Genomic DNA, 18,436 nt, shown 5'->3' on the forward strand with positions numbered 1-18,436 from the left:
CAAAAAATCCATGGAATATTTAGATTTTGAGCTTCCAATCAAAGAACTTGAAGAACAACTGGAAAAGTGTGTTATAATTGGAAAAGAATCTGATGTTGATGTAACACCTACCTGTAAGGAAATCAACAAAAAATTAGAGCAAACTAAAAAAGAAATATATAAAAATCTTACTGCCTGGCAGCGTGTGCAATTATCCCGACATCCAAACAGACCTTATACTCTGGATTATATTAGGGCTATCTGTGGAGATACATTCTTAGAACTTCACGGAGATCGCGGATTTAAAGATGATAAAGCAATGGTTGGCGGATTAGGAAAAATAAACGGTCAGTCGTTTATGATTGTGGGCCAGCAAAAAGGTTTTAATACTAAAACACGCCAGTACCGTAATTTTGGTATGGCAAATCCTGAAGGATACCGAAAGGCTTTGCGCTTAATGAAAATGGCTGAAAAATTTGGAATCCCGGTTTTGACTCTGGTTGATACTCCGGGTGCATATCCTGGACTTGAAGCAGAAGAAAGAGGACAGGGAGAAGCTATTGCCAGAAATATTTTTGAAATGGTTCGTTTGAAAGTGCCAATCATTACTATCATTGTTGGAGAAGGTGCTTCAGGAGGAGCTTTAGGGATAGGTGTTGGTGACAGAGTATATATGTTGGAAAATACCTGGTATTCTGTGATTTCACCTGAATCATGTTCTTCTATATTGTGGAAAAGCTGGGAGTATAAAGAGAGAGCAGCAGAAGCTTTAAAGCTGACTTCATCAGATATGAAAAAACAAAATTTGGTGGATGATGTTATTCCGGAACCACTTGGCGGTGCGCATTATGACAGAGAAACTACTTTTAAAACTGTAGCTGAATATATTACCAAAGGATATAATGAATTGAAAGATTTATCAACAGCCGATTTAATTGCCCAGAGAATGGACAAATACAGTAATATGGGCGAGTATAAAGAATAAATTCATATTAAATGATATTAAATCCGAAGCCTTACAGTTTCGGATTTTTTTTTGGTTATGAACAAAAAAGACTTACTTATAAACAAATATTACTTATAACTAGATAGTAATATTTTTTTAAATTTCGCTAATTTCGCTAAATGGAAAATTTCAAAAATATAAACCCTGTAAAGGTAGATAAAACCACCATAATTAATTTAGAAAAAGGAAAACTACCGCCGCAAGCGCTTGATTTAGAAGAGGCTGTTCTTGGCGCTATGATGATTGATAAAAAAGGGGTAGATGATGTAATTGATATTTTACAGCCTGATGCATTTTATAAAGATGCACATAAATATATTTTTGAAGCTATTATTCAGCTTTTCACAGAAACGCAGCCAATTGACTTGCTTACTGTTTCCAGTCAGTTAAAAAAGAATGGTAAATTAGAGTTAGCAGGAGGCGACTTTTACTTAATTCAGCTGACACAAAAGATTGCTTCTTCTGCGCATATCGAATTTCACTCCCGAATCATTCTTCAGAAGTTTATTCAACGAAGTTTGATTAGAATTTCATCTGAAATTATCGAAGCATCGTATGATGAAACTACAGACGTTTTTGACTTATTAGATCAGGCAGAGTCAAAACTATATGAAGTAACTCAAGGGAATATCAAACGTAGTTCTGAAACAGCACAAAGTTTAGTTTTACAAGCTAAAAAGAAAATTGAAGAAATTTCTAAAAAAGAGGGATTAAGTGGTGTAGAAACTGGTTTTACGAATTTAGATAAACTGACTTCAGGATGGCAGCCAAGTGATTTAATTATCATTGCAGCAAGACCTGCTATGGGAAAAACAGCGTTTGTACTTTCAATGGCCAGAAATATCGCTATTCAATTCGGACACGGAGTAGCTTTGTTTTCTCTGGAGATGGCTTCTGTTCAGTTGATTACAAGGTTGATTTCGTCAGAAACAGGATTGTCATCAGAGAAATTACGTACGGGTAAACTGGAACCTCATGAATGGACCATGTTGAGTACCAAAGTAAAAGACTTAGAGAAAGCACCTTTGTTTATTGATGATACCCCATCACTTTCTATTTTCGATTTAAGAGCAAAATGCCGTCGTTTAGCTTCACAACACAATATTAAAATCATCATTATTGATTATTTACAGTTGATGACTGCAGGTGGAAATAATAAAGGGGGAGGAAATCGTGAGCAGGAAATCTCTACAATTTCCCGAAACTTAAAAGCTTTAGCAAAGGAACTTAATGTGCCTGTAATTGCACTTTCTCAGCTATCGCGTGCTGTAGAAACCCGTGGGTCAAGTAAAAGACCTTTGTTATCGGATCTTCGTGAATCGGGAGCTATCGAGCAGGATGCTGATATCGTTTCGTTTTTATATCGACCTGAATACTATAAAATTGACGAATGGGATGATGATGAAGCATCGCCAACAGCTGGTCAGGCAGAAATTATGATTGCTAAACACCGTAACGGTGGTATTGAAAACATTCGATTAAAATTTTTAGGACACCTTGGTAAATTTGATAACCTTGATGATTTTTCAGGAAGTTACGATGATTTGCCATCAAAAATGAATCATGATGATAATCAGTATATAACTAAAAATCTGCCGTCTGCTAACGAAGCTTTTGGAAGTAATCTAAATGATGACGATGATGATAGCGATGTGCCATTTTAAAAAAAGTGTAAAATAAAACTTATTATATAGAAGAGGGGAGAATCATTGGATTTTTTCCTCTTTTGAGTTTAAAGGAGTATAGAAGCTTTTGCGTTATTGCGTCAGAACTAATTTATGTGTAACTACTATATTCGTTTTTTCGTTTACAAAATAAACACCGTTTGCAAGTTTTAACCCAGAGTCCGCATTAGACATTGTTATGAAGCTGAATAATTCAATAAAAGCAAGTGCTCATGGACTATTTTTAAATGAGGAATACTTTTTTATTTTGATTTTAAAAATCGGATTAAGTGCCTGGTTTTGAAGAAGAATTCAGATGTAGTAGATTTCTAATTCGGACTTTGGTTTAAATACACATTAAAAGAATACTTTGAAAAGCGAGATGTTTTGCAAAAAAAAAGCCTTGATTTTAGAGTCAAGACCTTTTGTGTTATTTTAAAAAGTAAATTTATTTAAAATTCCATCCTATTGTTGCACCAAAAGCTACAGGTTTAATTTCAGCATCTTTATCCGTACTGTACAAGCCATTAATTTTTCTATCAGATGCAGATGTTGGGTTATAACCAATATAGGATTCATTCTTGTTTTGGTCTAAAATTGTACCATATCCATATTCCAGAAACATGGCGGCATATAACGAATTCTTTCTGCCTACATCAAATGTAAATCCTAACTCAAAAGAACTCATTATAATTCCTTTGGTTTTATACTCTCCTGATGAGGAATAATTATCCTGACTACCAAAACCATATTCTGGTAAATCATCAATAGTCAGGTTTACATCTGGATAATAAGCGCTACCATTTACGTAATCGGCTGTTGCTTTAATTTTATAGTTTACAGGTAAAAAATATTTAGCTCCGGCTCTAAAATTAAAATCAATACCCTTGTTGATATTTGTTTTATACTGCACAAAAAGAGGGATTTGCACAGCATGTAAAGTTTGTTTTTCTCTATAATTGTTCGTGGTAACATTGTAAAAAAATGCTGAAGTGGAAGCATCAACTTCAAAACTACTGAGTGTTGCAGACGGCTGAGAAAGAGCAACTTCTTGTTTGTATTGTGAGAACTCTATTCCTGAACCGATACCAAAATGAGTATTTAAAGAGTAGATATAACCTGCTTTTACAGCTCCGCCAAGGCGATTACCTGTTTGTATACCAGCAATATCACTCTTTATATTCCCTATTCCCGACTGTATACCTACATAAAACTGTGCCGCTATTCCTTGGGAAATAAAGAAAGCTATAGTTCCAATTATGTTTTTAATATTGAGTTTCATAGATGTAAAATTTATTTTTTAGTGACCCTATACGTTATCGCCTTTTTACTCATTGTTTTTTGTTCACACAAATTTGTTGCTAATGACGATTTCATACTTGTTTTTAAATTAGAACAATCCATCCTCATTCATTAAAAATGAGGATGTCATATTCTGTAAATTATTTTTAATTTTTAACGAGAAGGTTTTTTGTAAAATATTTACCATTTGCTAAGGTCATTTTTACAATATAAATTCCTTCAACGCTCGGAGCATTCATGTCAATAGTATTTTGACTTGGGTTTGTAATAGTAGTCAGTAAGTTACCTGTTAAGCTATACAGTTCAATACGTGCATTTTGTAATCTGCCTGAACTAACATTCGTTATCAATTGGAAAGTAGCATTACTTCTAACAGGGTTTGGAACAATTCTTATGTACTCTTCTTCTATTGTAGTAGATAAATTTAAGGTACAGGTTGTAATTAATGTTCCGTCTAGTTTTGTTGCTACCGCGTAATAAGTTCCATTCAAAGGGCCATTTTCTTTGAAATATTGTGAAGTTTGTCCCGGAACTAGAACCCCATTTTTATACCAGCTATACGATTTAAAACTCTTAGAACTATTGTCAAAGAATATAATATTTTCAAACTGTTTTCTAATCAGGTTAGGCTGACTAGATACTACCGGTAAAACTACAGCCGGAGCTGCGTTGTAATTCATGTTACCTGGTTGTGATGCTGTTATAGTCGCCGACCCATAATTTTGAAAAATTAATGAATTATTTGAAACAGAAGCAATGTTAGTATTAGAAGAAGTATAATTTACTGCTAAACCACTATTAGCAACAGCAGTCAAAACAATACTAGTTTCTCCATTACAACCTAATCCCAAAGTCTGATTCCAGGTAATTACCTGATCTGCTTTTGTAATAGTAAAATTAGAGCCATTATACATAATGGTATAATTTCCACCGGCAGTTAAGGTACCTTGTGTGATAGCGTAAACACCCACATTCTCTCCAGCAGTTCTGCTTAAAGCTCCTGTGAAAGAATCACCACTTACTAAATTTGGAGAAACCGTATAAGTAAAAATAGGATCCATTGTTCCATATACTTTAGTTTGTGATGGAGTTGCTGTTACTGTAATTGGTTTTGCCGTAATCGTAAAATCTTTGCTTACATAAGTAATGTTATAATTAGAACCGGCACTTAAGTTTCCTTGTGTTATAGGATAGTTTCCAATATTCTCTCCAGCAGTTCTGCTTAAAGTTCCTGTGAAAGAATCACCACTTACTAAACTTGGAGAAACCGTATAAGTGTAAATCGGATTCGTAGTTCCATATACTTTAGTTTGTGAAGCATCTGCCGTTACTGTAATAGGTTTTGCCGTAATAGTAAAATCTTTACTTACGTAAGTAATGTTATAATTAGAACCGGCACTTAAGTTTCCTTGTGTTATAGCATAGTTTCCAATATTCTCTCCAGCAGTTCTGCTTAAAGTTCCTGTAAAGGCATCACTACCTACCAAACCTGGTGAAACTGTATAAGCAAAAGCAGGATCTGTTGTTCCATAAACTTTGGTTTGTGATGGAGTTGCTGTTACTGTAATTGGTTTTGCCGTAATAGTAAAGTTAGCGTCTGCGTAACTAATCGTGTAATTAGATCCGGCACTCAAACTTCCTTGGTTAATAGCATAAGTTCCTATATTTTCCCCAGTAACTCTAGTTAAAGCTCCTGTAAAGGCATCACTACCTACTAAACCTGGTGAAACTGTATAAGCAAAAACAGGATCCGTTGTTCCGTAAACTTTCGTTTGTGATGGAGTTGCTGTTACTGTAATTGGTTTTGCGGTAATAGTAAAGTTAGCACCCACATAAGTAATTAAATATTTAGATCCAGCTGAAAGCGAACCTTGATTAATAGCATAATTACCAATATTTTCACCACTATCTCTTGTTAAAGATCCTGTGAATGAATCTCCAGAAAGCAAACTTGGTGATACTGTATAAGTTAAAACAGGATCATTCTCTCCATATATTTTAGTTTGAGAAGGTGTTGCAGTTACCGTAATTGGGATTTGATTTAATTTCAGTACATAAACATAGTTAGCAGTACAATTATTAGCATCAGTAGCGGTAACCGTAAAATTACTATCAGCAATTTGAGTTGAAGTACCTGTTATCTGTCCAGCTGTTGATAGCGAGAAACCAGAAGGCAAACTTCCCGCTGTAACTGCATACGTTTTAGATCCTGTTCCTCCTGAAGCTACTATAGTTTCACTATATCCAGTATTATAATCATAACCAGACAAAACTGTAGTTGTGAAATTAATTGCTGTTGGTTGTGTAATAGTAAAGTTGCGTGTTGCACTACATGCATTAGCATCTGTTATGGTTACGGTATAATTTCCTGCAGTAAGTCCGGTTGCCGTAGCAGCTGTTCCCCCAGATGGAGACCAAGAATAGGTATATCCCCCAGCACCACCTGAAGCAATTACAGAAGCAGTACCGTTAGATCCTCCATTGCATGATAGATTGGTCTGAGATCCTGTTGTGGTGATTGCTGTTGGTTGTGTAATAGTAAAGTTACGTGTTGCAGTACATGCATTAGCATCTGTTATGGTTACGGTATAATTTCCTGGAGCAAGTCCGGTTGCCGTAGCAGCTGTTCCTCCAGAAGGAGTCCATGAATAGGTGTATCCCCCAGCACCACCTGAAGCAGTTACTGAAGCAGTACCGTTAGATCCTCCATTACATGATACATTGGTCTGTGACCCTGTTGTGGTGATTGCTGTTGGTTGTGTAATAGTAAAGTTACGTGTTGCAGTACATGCATTAGCATCTGTTATGGTTACGGTATAATTTCCTGGAGCAAGTCCGGTTGCCGTAGCAGCTGTTCCTCCAGAAGGAGCCCATGAATAGGTGTATCCCCCAGCACCACCTGAAGCAGTTACTGAAGCAGTTCCGTTATTTCCTCCATTACATGATACATTGGTCTGCGACCCTGTTGTGGTGATTGCCGTTGGTTGTGTAATAGTAAAGTTGCGTGTTGCAGTACATGCATTGGCATCTGTTATGGTTACGGTATAATTTCCTGCAGCAAGTCCGGTTGCTGTGGCAGCTGTTCCTCCAGAAGGAGCCCAAGAATAGGTATATCCGCCAGCACCACCTGAAGCAGTTACTGAAGCAGTTCCATTAGTTGCTCCATTACATGATAGATTGGTCTGTGATCCTGTTGTGGTGATAGCCGTTGGTTGTGTAATAGTGAAGTTGCGTGTTGCAGTACATGCATTAGCATCTGTTATGGTTACGGTATAATTTCCTGGAGCAAGTCCGGTTGCCGTAGCAGCTGTTCCCCCAGATGGAGCCCAAGAATAGGTATATCCGCCAGCACCACCTGAAGCAATTATAGAAGCAGTTCCATTAGTTGCTCCATTACATGATACATTGGTCTGTGATCCTGTTGTGGTGATTGCTGTTGGTTGTGTAATAGTAAAGTTGCGTGTTGCAGTACATGCATTAGCATCTGTTATGGTTACGGTATAATTTCCTGGAGCAAGTCCGGTTGCCGTGGCAGCTGTACCTCCAGAAGGAGCCCATGAATAGGTGTATCCCCCAGCACCACCTGAAGCAGTTACTGAAGCAGTTCCGTTATTTCCTCCATTACATGATACATTGGTCTGCGACCCTGTTGTGGTGATTGCCGTTGGTTGTGTAATAGTAAAGTTGCGTGTTGCAGTACATGCATTAGCATCTGTTATGGTTACGGTATAATTTCCTGCAGCAAGTCCGGTTGCTGTGGCAGCTGTTCCTCCAGAAGGAGCCCAAGAATAGGTATATCCGCCAGCACCACCTGAAGCAATTACAGAAGCAGTTCCATTAGTTGCTCCATTACATGATAGATTGGTCTGTGATCCTGTTGTGGTGATAGCCGTTGGTTGTGTAATAGTAAAGTTGCGTGTTGCAGTACATGCATTAGCATCTGTTATGGTTACGGTATAATTTCCTGGAGCAAGTCCGGTTGCCGTAGCAGCTGTACCTCCAGAAGGAGCCCATGAATAGGTGTATCCCCCAGCACCACCTGAAGCAGTTACTGAAGCAGTACCGTTAGATCCTCCATTACATGATACATTGGTCTGTGACCCTGTTGTGGTGATTGCTGTTGGTTGTGTAATAGTAAAGTTGCGTGTTGCAGTACATGCATTAGCATCTGTTATGGTTACGGTATAATTTCCTGGAGCAAGTCCGGTTGCCGTAGCAGCTGTACCTCCAGAAGGAGCCCATGAATAGGTGTATCCCCCAGCACCACCTGAAGCAGTTACTGAAGCAGTTCCGTTATTTCCTCCATTACATGATACATTGGTCTGCGACCCTGTTGTGGTGATTGCTGTTGGTTCTGTGATAGTAAAGTTGCGTGTTGCAGTACATGCATTGGCATCTGTTATGGTTACGGTATAATTTCCTGCAGCAAGTCCGGTTGCTGTGGCAGCTGTTCCTCCAGAAGGAGCCCAAGAATAGGTATATCCGCCAGCACCACCTGAAGCAGTTACTGAAGCAGTTCCATTAGTTGCTCCATTACATGATAGATTGGTCTGTGATCCTGTTGTGGTGATAGCCGTTGGTTGTGTAATAGTGAAGTTGCGTGTTGCAGTACATGCATTAGCATCTGTTATGGTTACGGTATAATTTCCTGGAGTAAGTCCGGTTGCCGTAGCAGCTGTTCCTCCAGAAGGAGCCCATGAATAGGTGTATCCCCCAGCACCACCTGAAGCAGTTACTGAAGCAGTACCGTTAGATCCTCCATTACATGATACATTGGTCTGTGACCCTGTTGTGGTGATTGCTGTTGGTTGTGTAATAGTAAAGTTACGTGTTGCAGTACATGCATTAGCATCTGTTATGGTTACGGTATAATTTCCTGGAGCAAGTCCGGTTGCCGTGGCAGCTGTACCTCCAGAAGGAGCCCATGAATAGGTGTATCCCCCAGCACCACCTGAAGCAGTTACTGAAGCAGTTCCGTTATTTCCTCCATTACATGATACATTGGTCTGCGACCCTGTTGTGGTGATTGCCGTTGGTTGTGTAATAGTAAAGTTGCGTGTTGCAGTACATGCATTAGCATCTGTTATGGTTACGGTATAATTTCCTGCAGCAAGTCCGGTTGCTGTGGCAGCTGTTCCTCCAGAAGGAGCCCAAGAATAGGTATATCCGCCAGCACCACCTGAAGCAATTACAGAAGCAGTTCCATTAGTTGCTCCATTACATGATACATTCGTCTGCGAACCTGTTGTGGTTATTGCCGTTGGTTGTGTAATTGTAAAGTTTCGAGTAGCGGTACATGCGTTAGCATCGGTTACTGTTACGGTATAAGTTCCTGCACTTAATCCGGTTACTGTAGCAGTAGTAGCACTATTACTCCATAGATAGGTATATCCACCAGCACCACCTGAAGCAATTACAGAAGCAGTTCCATTAGTTGCTCCATTACATGATAGATTGGTCTGCGAACCTGTTGTGGTGATTGCCGTTGGTTGTGTAATTGTAAAGTTTCGAGTAGCGGTACATGCGTTAGCATCGGTTACTGTTACGGTATAAGTTCCTGCACTTAATCCGGTTACTGTAGCAGTAGTAGCACCATTACTCCATAGATAGGTATATCCACCAGCACCACCCGAAGGAGTCACAGAAGCAGTTCCGTTATTTCCTCCATTGCATGATACATTGGTCTGCGCCGCAGTTGCCGTACTGATAGCCGTTGGTTGTGTAATTGTAAAATCACGAGTCGTCGAACAACCCATATTATCTGTTACTGTACAGGTCCAGACTCCAGGAGTCAAACCACTAACAGAAACTGTTCCATCACCTGTTGGAGTGCCTGGTGTCCAGTTGTAGGTATATGGTCCTGTTCCTCCAGTAGCAGCATTTACTGTTGCAGCTCCAGTTGAACCACCATTACAAGCAATGTTTGTTTGAGATGCTGCTGTTAGAGTAATCGTAGCTACGGATAATACACCTGAACTTGAATTGGTACTACAAGAACCATCTTTAGCCACGCAGCGATATAAAAAACCGTTCATGCCAGAAGTTGCCCCTGTGATTGTTAAGATATTTGTTGTAGCAGTCGAGTAAACACCACTATTTGTAATATCTGTAAAACCAGAACCCGTATTTACCTGCCATTGGTAAGCCGTCGCACCAGTTGCGGTTGCTGAGAATGTAGTATTACCATTATTACAAACCGTGACGTTGCTAGGTTGTGTAGTTACCACTGGTGCTGTACAAGCGGGTGTGGCAAACAAACGAAAGTTATCTATACCCCATTCTTCATTTGTACCTTCAGAAAAAACACGAATTAATAAGTTCATTGTAGTTCCTGTCCCTGCGATAGACTTAGTAAATTCATTAAACGCATTAGTTAATTGGGTTCCATCACCACAACCATCGCCATCTGTATCTTCAAAAAGATATTTATCTCCTACACCACTAGCACTTCCTCTGTTAAAAAAACGAATCAAACTAGTGTATGGTCCTCCGTCTATACTGTATTCAATAATAATGTAATCGGTATTGGTTGTTCCAACACCACTATTACAAGCTTGTGTATTATCCCAAGGTTCGTTAGTACTATTCGCTGCTAATAATCCTTTAAAACTTAAACCAGTTTTACCACTTATATTAATGTTTGACCATAATATTTGTAGTTCGTTATTAGGGCTATTCGTAGCTGCTCCTTGAGCACCACTCGCAGTAAATCCAGTTCCCGCAGCATTGTGATCTTCTCCAGCCCAAAAATTGGTGCCATCCTTACCAGTAAACGGAACTACTTGTGAAATAGTAGAACCATCGGTTAGTTTAAAATAGGCAGTACTTGGTGAAGTTGTACCTCCATTTTCTTCAGGGGTTCGCATCCCGCTGGACGGAGACCCAGTCTCAAAAGTGTCACTCCAAAATTGCACTTGCGCTTCACCCGCAAAGCAAAATAGTAGTAAAGTGACTAACAAAGTAATTTTTTGTTTCATAACAGTTAGATTTAATATTTATTTTTTTTTTAATTTATTTATAGTCATAAGGATAGGGTTAATTAAAGGAATGTAGCGTTAAATTTCTATTCGCTTTAAATTCTTCCGCACTCATGATTCCTTCATCGGTACTAATCAATTGGATTGCTATGAGTTGGTTGTCAATACATGCAACTTGAATGCATCCTTCTTTTTGAGTAGAAAGTATCATTCCAGGCATAGTATTGTTATCGTGTTTTTGTTCTTCGATTTGTGCGGATATAATTTTTATTTGTTCTCCTAATAAGCTAGTGTCAGCACCTCCATTCCATGGGTTACATGCATTTATAAGTGCAATAATTTGACCCGCATCCATATTTCTCCATTGAATGTAGGTATCTGTCAGTTCTGGTTTTTCATAATAACAAGATTTTTCCTCTTCTTGAGGGATACTAGGAATTTTACTTGCAAATTGTACCATATGGGCTACGTTTACAGCGACTTGTGCAAGTCTTGCGCTCATACGTACGGCAAGTTTTCCATAAGTTTCTTGTGGAAGAATAGTAATGGGATCATTAAATATGATATTACCTTCGTCAAATTTTGAATTCATAAAATGAACACAAAAGGCAGTTTCTTTTTCTTGATTCCGTAGCACTTCAAAAATAGGCATTGGACCTCTATATTGTGGAAGTTTGCCTGGATGAAAATTGATAAATTTTTCTGGACCATATGCCAAAACATCCTCTGACAATAAAAAAGGGAAAGAAAAGGAGAAAATATAGTCAGGTTGTATAGTATCTAACCATTCTCTCATGTTTTGCATCTTTTTTTTATTCTCAAACGATTGAAAATGCAGTCCGTTATTTTCACATTCTCTTTCCAAAGCGTTCACCACTAGTTGATTTCCTTTGCCAATCCCAATTCCATATAAAAATTTTTCATTAGCCAAAGCTTGTATGGCTTTAAAAGCAAATTTTCCACCACAAAGGATCACTATTTTTTTATTAACTTCTTCCATACACTAATTGCAAGTATAGCTATTGAACCAAGCTGAAACAGCATTATCAAGATTCAAAGTAGAGAATGTTTCGAATTCAGTTTTTATATTATCTATTTTACCATTTACAACAATTTCACAGTTCCCCATATTTTCTATCACAGTTACATCATATAAAGGACTTACAGTAGTATTGGTCTTAGAATCAAAACTGATTTTACCTCTTGGGCTTTCAAAATCAAAAGACATAAGTTCAGCCGCTATTGATGATGTATTGTTTTTGTGAATTTCAAAAAGCTCTAAAATTTTATTAATGATGGAAGCACTTTCCCATCCTAACAAATTGAATAGGTTCGCTTTACGACCAGATGTCACGATAGTGTCCATAAAAGTTTTATTCTCTGGAGTAGCGATGTTTCTTGACCAAGCAGCTACTCCACTTATTTTATTACTTGCAAATACCGCGTTTTCTAGCATTGTTTCTTCTAATCCAAAAGGAGATAAGTAAACAGGTACATCTTGATTTTCAAACCATTTCTTTAGTTCAGCAAAGTACCATTGAGTAAAGTCACCACTAAAAAGACTTAATAAAGCACTATTAGGATTTTGGCTCAAATGGTTTTGTAAAGGTTCCATAGTAAAATCTTCTGGTTTGAATCCTGTAGCGTGATTGAAACAAATTGTTCCTTTTGCCCATTCATAACCTTTGGTAATACCGTAAGTATGCAGGTATCCTCCATCGTAGTAATTCGTTACCATTCCACCTGTTTGGTAACCTTCTTTGACTGCTTTTTGAGCGGTTAACCATGCCCCAAACGCATTTTGAAGAGAGTGATAAAATATAGACGAACAAGTAGGCCATTCTTGAGGCATGCTAGCTCCTGGATCTAAAACTAATAGAATTTTATTAGTCGCTAAAAAAAGTGGTTTTAGCAATTCAGCCATTCGATGTCCAATATAAGCTACTACAATAGCTACATTTTCTTCTAACACTAACTTCTCGGCACAGCGATAACATTGTTGTTTATCGGCTCCAAAACTTATGTTCTCGATGATGATTTTTACATCATATTTTTCAATATGTTGTAATCCAGAACGTAAGCCTTCAAATAAATCAAAACCCATGGTGTCGTAAAAACTAGACCTAGGCAATAAAAAACCAATTTTTTGCATATAAAAAGGATAAAAAAAGAGGAAATTTTAGTCAACTTCCTCTTAATAAAGCTTAATTAATTTCTACTTGGGAATATCCCTACTGTAGCAATACAATAATTTAATGTTAGGTATGGATTCATAATACTAAATGGAAATCCACTACCTGAAATACCTGTTTGACCTCCTACAGTCAACGCTCCATAATGGTTGCCTGGAGTAGCGACAGAAGAGTAAAAATCTCCTGTAGCTTGTGCTAAAAAGGCTCCAGCAGGTGAATCAGTGTCTCCTCCTGTAGTAGCCACAGGCATATTTATCGTAATACCTTGCGCTGGGTGAACGTGAGGTGGTAAATTGTTAGTAGTCAATGTAGCTGTTGTATTACCTGCTTGTTGCCCCATAACATAGTTAGGAAGTCCAGGTCCTTGCCCTTGTCCTACAGGTACTCTTCCTTGTAAATTAGGAAGCATAAAAGTAGTTTGTCCGTTACCACCATAAGTTGTTCCTATAAGAGCAAATAGTGCTGTATTTTGAGCAATTGCTATCGTTTGTCCAGCACAAAATGAATAGCCAACAGGTGCAAAGTCAAATGCGAAAATTTTAATTTCACCAATAAAAGGTTCTGTAGACATGATGTAAAATAGTTTTAAAGTTATACGTTATTTGTTTAATTTCGACTAGGAAAAATACCATAGATCGCTATTGAATAGTTGATCACTAAATAAGGATTCATTATAGAGAATGACGATCCTGATCCTGTTATTGATGTTTGTCCAGAGGCTTGTAAAAAACCATAGTGACTTCCTGGAGTAGAAACAGTAGAATAGAAGTCGGTTCCTGTTTTAGGTAAAAACGCATTTACAGGACTATCGGTATCACCACCCGTAGCTGCAACAGGTTCTGACACTGTTATTCCATCTGCGGGGTGCGTGTGCATAGGCATGTTACTACTTAACAATGTGGTGGTTGGAGTTCCTGCTAATTGGCCCATTGAATAAGGTTGTTGGTTAAAACTACCTTGACTAACGGGAACCCTCCCTCTTAAATCGGGCAAGCCAAAAGATTGAATACCATTTCCACCATAATTGGTTCCTAATAAAGCAAATAAAGCCGAATTAGCTGAGATGGAAAGAAGTTGTCCCGCACAAAGCATGTAATTCCTTGGGGCAAAATTAAAAGCTAAAATTTTAATTTCTCCAATAAATGGTTCTGTAGACATAGATTGTAGTTATATAGTTAAAAAATAAATTATATGTTTTGCCTTTTAATCTGATCTCTTTGATGCAAACATCGATGAGATAATGTATGAAGATTAAGTATTCCAACTTTTCAAAAATATCTTTTTGTAGATTTTTTTAGTAAGAATATGTCATAAAACCCCTTTTTTATGTTACAAGACGGATTTTTTTTATTTAAACTACTTTATACTTAATAAATCAGCTCAAAGAATCTTTTCGGGAAATTTTTTACATAATTTTTTGTTAATGTTTGTTAACAAAATTAGATCATAATAAAAAAACTGATACACGTATTTATACCTGTTTTCACACAAATAGGTGTATAACTAATTGTTCGTCAATGATTTTAATTATTCTTAAGTGGTTGTTTTTTATTTGTAAGAGCTAATGTTTTAAAATAATTCCTTAGTTTAGCTTATAATTAATCTTAACGTTTAACCAAAAACCAATTAAATTATGTCAGAAGAAAAATTTCCGGGACCAATTGAAATTCCATTAACAGTTGCGAAAGAATGGGAAAAGAGATACGATCATGATACTACAATTGAAGACAGTAACACTAAGGTGAAATCTTATTTGATACCGAGAGAAAGTTTAGAAATAGTATTACAGCTTAATACGGATGCTGTTCGTGCTTATATAGGTATTAATGATCAAAATGAAAAAACATTGCTTTTTGTTGGAGCAAACCTAGATAAAGAAACAGGGAAGTATATTGATGTATACGGACCACCTTCAAATCAGGGAGTAGCTAAAACAACAGAATATGTTGTTTATGACGGTACGCGTCCTTCTCCGCCTTTTTAATTATGCTGAAATTTAATATCAATGATAGATTTTTTAATTTACTCAGGTTACTTATTCTTACTAATTAATCTGATTTTATACAGCTATAGTTTTTTCTGTAAGGATGGAGTTAATGTTTTTTTTATATGTTATTTGCTTTTTTCTTTTACAATGCAGATTACTATGGAACTTATGTACCATTTAAGATTTGATAATTTGTTTGTAATCAATATATTTGTTATCGGTCAGATGATTTTGTTAAGTTTATTTTATGAATCGATTGTAAAATTAAAATCTCAAAAGCGAATAGTAAAGCGTAGTTTATATGCCGCTTTATTTATTTTATGCATTCAGCTTTTTATTGATTACAGGCAATTTTTAAAATTTAACTTGTTTGCAATAACCATTGCTTCTTTGTTAATAGTAGCCTTTGCATTAATACATTTTTATAATATGCTTACTGAACATAAATCTTACTATTATATTACTATAGCTGTGATTTTTTTTATGTTAGGTTCTACAATTTTGTATTTAGTAGGAAATCTAACGATAAGTTTGCGTGATGATTTAAAATATCTTTCATGGAAATTAAATGCCTTTTTATTTCTGGTTTACCAATTATTTATTTTATATGAATGGAAAACAAGCTTTTCCCAAAAAGCTTTTATTCAGGTTAAATAGTATTATTTAATTTAATGAAGTTTTAAATTATGAAAAAAATAAAAATATTCGGGTTTTATATTTTGATTGCTATTGGATTATCCTGTCAAAATGAAAATAATCAGGAAGATGTTGCCTCTACATCAGTTTTACAAAATGAAGATTGGTTATCTTCTAAGCTCGATAATAACTTTGCAAGTTCGCAAAAACAGGTGGCAGGTTATTTGTTTTCAATTAGTGAAATGAAGTCATTATTGGAAAAATCAGATATAACTGAGGTGCATTTCAAATTAGGATTTATTGACAATACAATACAAATGCAAGTAGCTGGAATTAGTGAATCCGGTGTTGAATTAGGAATAGTTAAGTCTGCAATATTAAAAGAATCAATTTTTAGAGATCAACTTACGAATCTTAGTGCATTATCTGTAAGTTCAACTGCAAAGAGAACAAAATTATTAAATTCACATTTATTGACTCCTGTTGATGCTTTCCTCTGGATTAGTGAATGGCAAAAAAAGCTTAGCAATATTTCTCAACTTGACGAAGCTACTTCATATAAAGGTAATCGTTTTCGTTATTTTAGTTTAGAAGCCGAAGTTGTCAAAGCCATGCTGTATCAGGGGAATGTAAATTTAGGGGCATTTTTTGGGATTAATCCTAAAGGAAAAGCCACTATTATTTTGATTGGGCTTGATAAAAGTAATCATTTAAAAAAGACATCATTCAAATCTGAAGAAACGGGAGATATATACGATGGTACACGCCCATGTCCACCTTGTGTTGAAGAAGATGAAAAAGAAAATACAGTGGAATAGTATCTAAATAAGGAAGAGTATAAAAAGTCTCCATCAATTTTTTGATGGAGACTTTTTATTTAGAATTAACAGGATGCTACTTCATTGATAAAATAAATCAATATCTTTGATATACTATTATATTCGATAATAAAAAAATACCACAATTTATATGAATGTAAATTCCATTCCTGAAAAAGAAGTTGTCGCAATTATTTTGTATATCTCCCTTTTTTTTATGATCGTAGCAGTTGCTTTGATTGTCTTTTTCTATTTTTCCAGAAAAAAAATTATTCAAAAGGAATTAGAAAAAAAAGATTTAGTATTAGCACATCAACAAGAACAGTTGCGTGCTGTTATTATTACTCAGGAAGAAGAAAGAAAAAGAATAGCCCAGGATCTGCATGATGATATTAGCTCAAAATTAAACGTAGTTTCACTAAATAGTTATTTACTTACCTCTCCCAATCTAAAACAAACTGAAATAAAAGAAATTACCGATAATATTATCAATATTACGGCAAAAGCATTAGATAATTCAAGAAAAATTGCCCATAATTTATTGCCTCCTGTTTTTGATAAATTCGGACTTCATGCCGGAATTGAAGAATTGTGTGAGGAATTTGAAAGTAGTAAATCGGTTAAAGTATTTTATCAAAACAAAATTGAATTTGATGAAAATGAAAAAGATAAACATTTACATGTTTTTAGGATTCTGCAAGAGTTGATGAATAATTCTTTGCGTCATGGTAAGGCATCTGAAATCTCTATAATTTTTGATAAGGTTAAAGGTTTAAATACCTGCTTTTATAAGGATAATGGAGTCGGTTTTGATTCAGAAAATGCCGAAAATCATAAGGGGTTAGGAATGAAGAATATTGATAGTCGGATTTCTTTTTTAAATGGAAACATTACTATAAATTCTGAAGTAAATAAAGGTATTGAGGTTTGTTTTACTTTTTAACTTATTTGTTATAAATACTAGTTTTTTAGTTTTGTTGATAATATAATTTTGTAATTTCGAAATTTTAAGAAGATTTAAACTCATGAAAAAATGAATGATCTTGCTATTAAAATAGTTTTAGTTGATGACGAAATCTTATTTCGTAAAGGAATTTCTTTCTTACTCCAAAGAGAAGAAAATATTGAAGTTCTTTTTGAAGCTTCAAATGGAGAAGAATTGATTTCAAATTTGAATAATAGTGAGACTAAACCAGACATTATTATTATGGATCTGAAAATGCCTGTTTTAAATGGTGTTGAAGCTACTAAAGTTATTAGAAAATTTTTCCCTGATATTAAAATTATTGCATTAACTAGTTATGATACTAAATCATTCGTGATAAATATGATTCAGGTGGGAGCAGTTGCTTATTTAGTGAAAAATACAACTCCCACAGATTTAATAAACACAATTAATGAAGTTGCAAAAAAAGGATTTTTTTATAATGAGAAAATTTTAAAGACAATACAGGATACTATGCATCCTTCAAAAAATTCTAGAGTCAATTTAGAGTCTGGTTTTTTATCACCAAGAGAGATCGAAATACTTCAACTTATTTGCAATCAAAAAACCACGGCTGAAATCGCCGAAGAACTCTTCTTGAGTCCAAGAACGGTTGAAGGACACAGAAATAATTTATTGCTTAAAACTGAGTCTAGAAATATTGCTGGATTGGTTGTATACGCTATTCAAAATGAAATTGCAGTTTTAACTCTTTAAGTTAACTGGTTAAAAATTGAATAGACAGTACATAATACGTTATAACAGTTATGGCTATTATACAAAGAGCTATTTTTTGTAGCATATTTAATTGTTTTGATTCTTTATCACTTTCATTGATTTTCATTGTATTTCAAACTTTTATTATTGAATGTCAAATTTAATTAGAATAT

13 protein-coding genes are annotated in these 18,436 nt (G+C 35.7%); 7 read left to right on the forward strand and 6 right to left on the reverse strand.

The features are described from left to right. Positions 1-10: 10 nt before the first annotated feature. A complete protein-coding gene (locus ACNC7R_RS05240; RefSeq protein WP_417939912.1) occupies positions 11-964 on the forward strand; it encodes an acetyl-CoA carboxylase carboxyltransferase subunit alpha in 954 nt (317 codons plus the stop codon). 140 nt (positions 965-1,104) lie between these two features. Then, positions 1,105-2,649: a replicative DNA helicase gene (gene dnaB / locus ACNC7R_RS05245; protein ID WP_417939913.1), complete on the forward strand. Its 1,545-nt coding sequence runs from the start codon at positions 1,105-1,107 to the stop codon at positions 2,647-2,649. 448 nt (positions 2,650-3,097) lie between these two features. On the opposite strand, the gene ACNC7R_RS05250 is transcribed toward dnaB, so the two are convergent. The 6 genes from ACNC7R_RS05250 to ACNC7R_RS05275 form a co-directional block, all read right to left on the reverse strand. After that, positions 3,098-3,931 carry an outer membrane beta-barrel protein gene (locus ACNC7R_RS05250; protein ID WP_417939914.1) on the reverse strand — a complete coding sequence of 278 codons (834 nt, stop codon included), beginning with the start codon at positions 3,929-3,931 and terminating at the stop codon, positions 3,098-3,100. A 166-nt stretch (positions 3,932-4,097) separates the two neighbouring features. Next, complete coding sequence (locus tag ACNC7R_RS05255; protein ID WP_417939915.1) at positions 4,098-10,928, reverse strand: MBG domain-containing protein; 6,831 nt, start codon at positions 10,926-10,928, stop codon at positions 4,098-4,100. Between the two features lie 58 nt (positions 10,929-10,986). After that, the gene (locus ACNC7R_RS05260) at positions 10,987-11,928 is read right to left on the reverse strand and encodes a methionyl-tRNA formyltransferase (protein WP_417939916.1); all 942 of its coding nucleotides are present in this window, start codon (positions 11,926-11,928) and stop codon (positions 10,987-10,989) included. Between the two features lie 3 nt (positions 11,929-11,931). Further along, positions 11,932-13,080 carry an ABC transporter substrate-binding protein gene (locus ACNC7R_RS05265; RefSeq protein ID WP_417939917.1) on the reverse strand — a complete coding sequence of 383 codons (1,149 nt, stop codon included), beginning with the start codon at positions 13,078-13,080 and terminating at the stop codon, positions 11,932-11,934. Between the two features lie 56 nt (positions 13,081-13,136). Beyond that, positions 13,137-13,691: a phage tail protein gene (locus ACNC7R_RS05270; RefSeq protein ID WP_417939918.1), complete on the reverse strand. Its 555-nt coding sequence runs from the start codon at positions 13,689-13,691 to the stop codon at positions 13,137-13,139. Positions 13,692-13,726: 35 nt separating this feature from the next. Beyond that, positions 13,727-14,278, reverse strand: a complete 552-nt coding sequence (locus tag ACNC7R_RS05275) for a phage tail protein (protein ID WP_417939919.1) — start codon at positions 14,276-14,278, stop codon at positions 13,727-13,729. A gap of 475 nt (positions 14,279-14,753) precedes the next feature. Here ACNC7R_RS05275 and ACNC7R_RS05280 point away from each other — a divergent pair, with 475 nt between their 5' ends. From ACNC7R_RS05280 to ACNC7R_RS05300, 5 genes are all read left to right on the forward strand, one after another. Next, positions 14,754-15,104, forward strand: a complete 351-nt coding sequence (locus ACNC7R_RS05280; RefSeq protein WP_417939920.1) for a hypothetical protein — start codon at positions 14,754-14,756, stop codon at positions 15,102-15,104. Between the two features lie 21 nt (positions 15,105-15,125). Next, a complete protein-coding gene (locus ACNC7R_RS05285) occupies positions 15,126-15,764 on the forward strand; it encodes a hypothetical protein (protein ID WP_417939921.1) in 639 nt (212 codons plus the stop codon). 29 nt (positions 15,765-15,793) lie between these two features. Continuing rightward, positions 15,794-16,561: a hypothetical protein gene (locus ACNC7R_RS05290; RefSeq protein WP_417939922.1), complete on the forward strand. Its 768-nt coding sequence runs from the start codon at positions 15,794-15,796 to the stop codon at positions 16,559-16,561. 151 nt (positions 16,562-16,712) lie between these two features. Beyond that, positions 16,713-17,504 carry a sensor histidine kinase gene (locus tag ACNC7R_RS05295; protein WP_417939923.1) on the forward strand — a complete coding sequence of 264 codons (792 nt, stop codon included), beginning with the start codon at positions 16,713-16,715 and terminating at the stop codon, positions 17,502-17,504. 90 nt (positions 17,505-17,594) lie between these two features. Further along, entirely contained in the window at positions 17,595-18,263 is a 669-nt protein-coding gene (locus ACNC7R_RS05300) for a response regulator transcription factor (protein WP_417939924.1), read from the forward strand. Positions 18,264-18,436 lie beyond the last annotated feature (173 nt).

It is taken from the genome of Flavobacterium adiutor, assembly GCF_048282555.1.
GTDB lineage: Bacteria > Bacteroidota > Bacteroidia > Flavobacteriales > Flavobacteriaceae > Flavobacterium.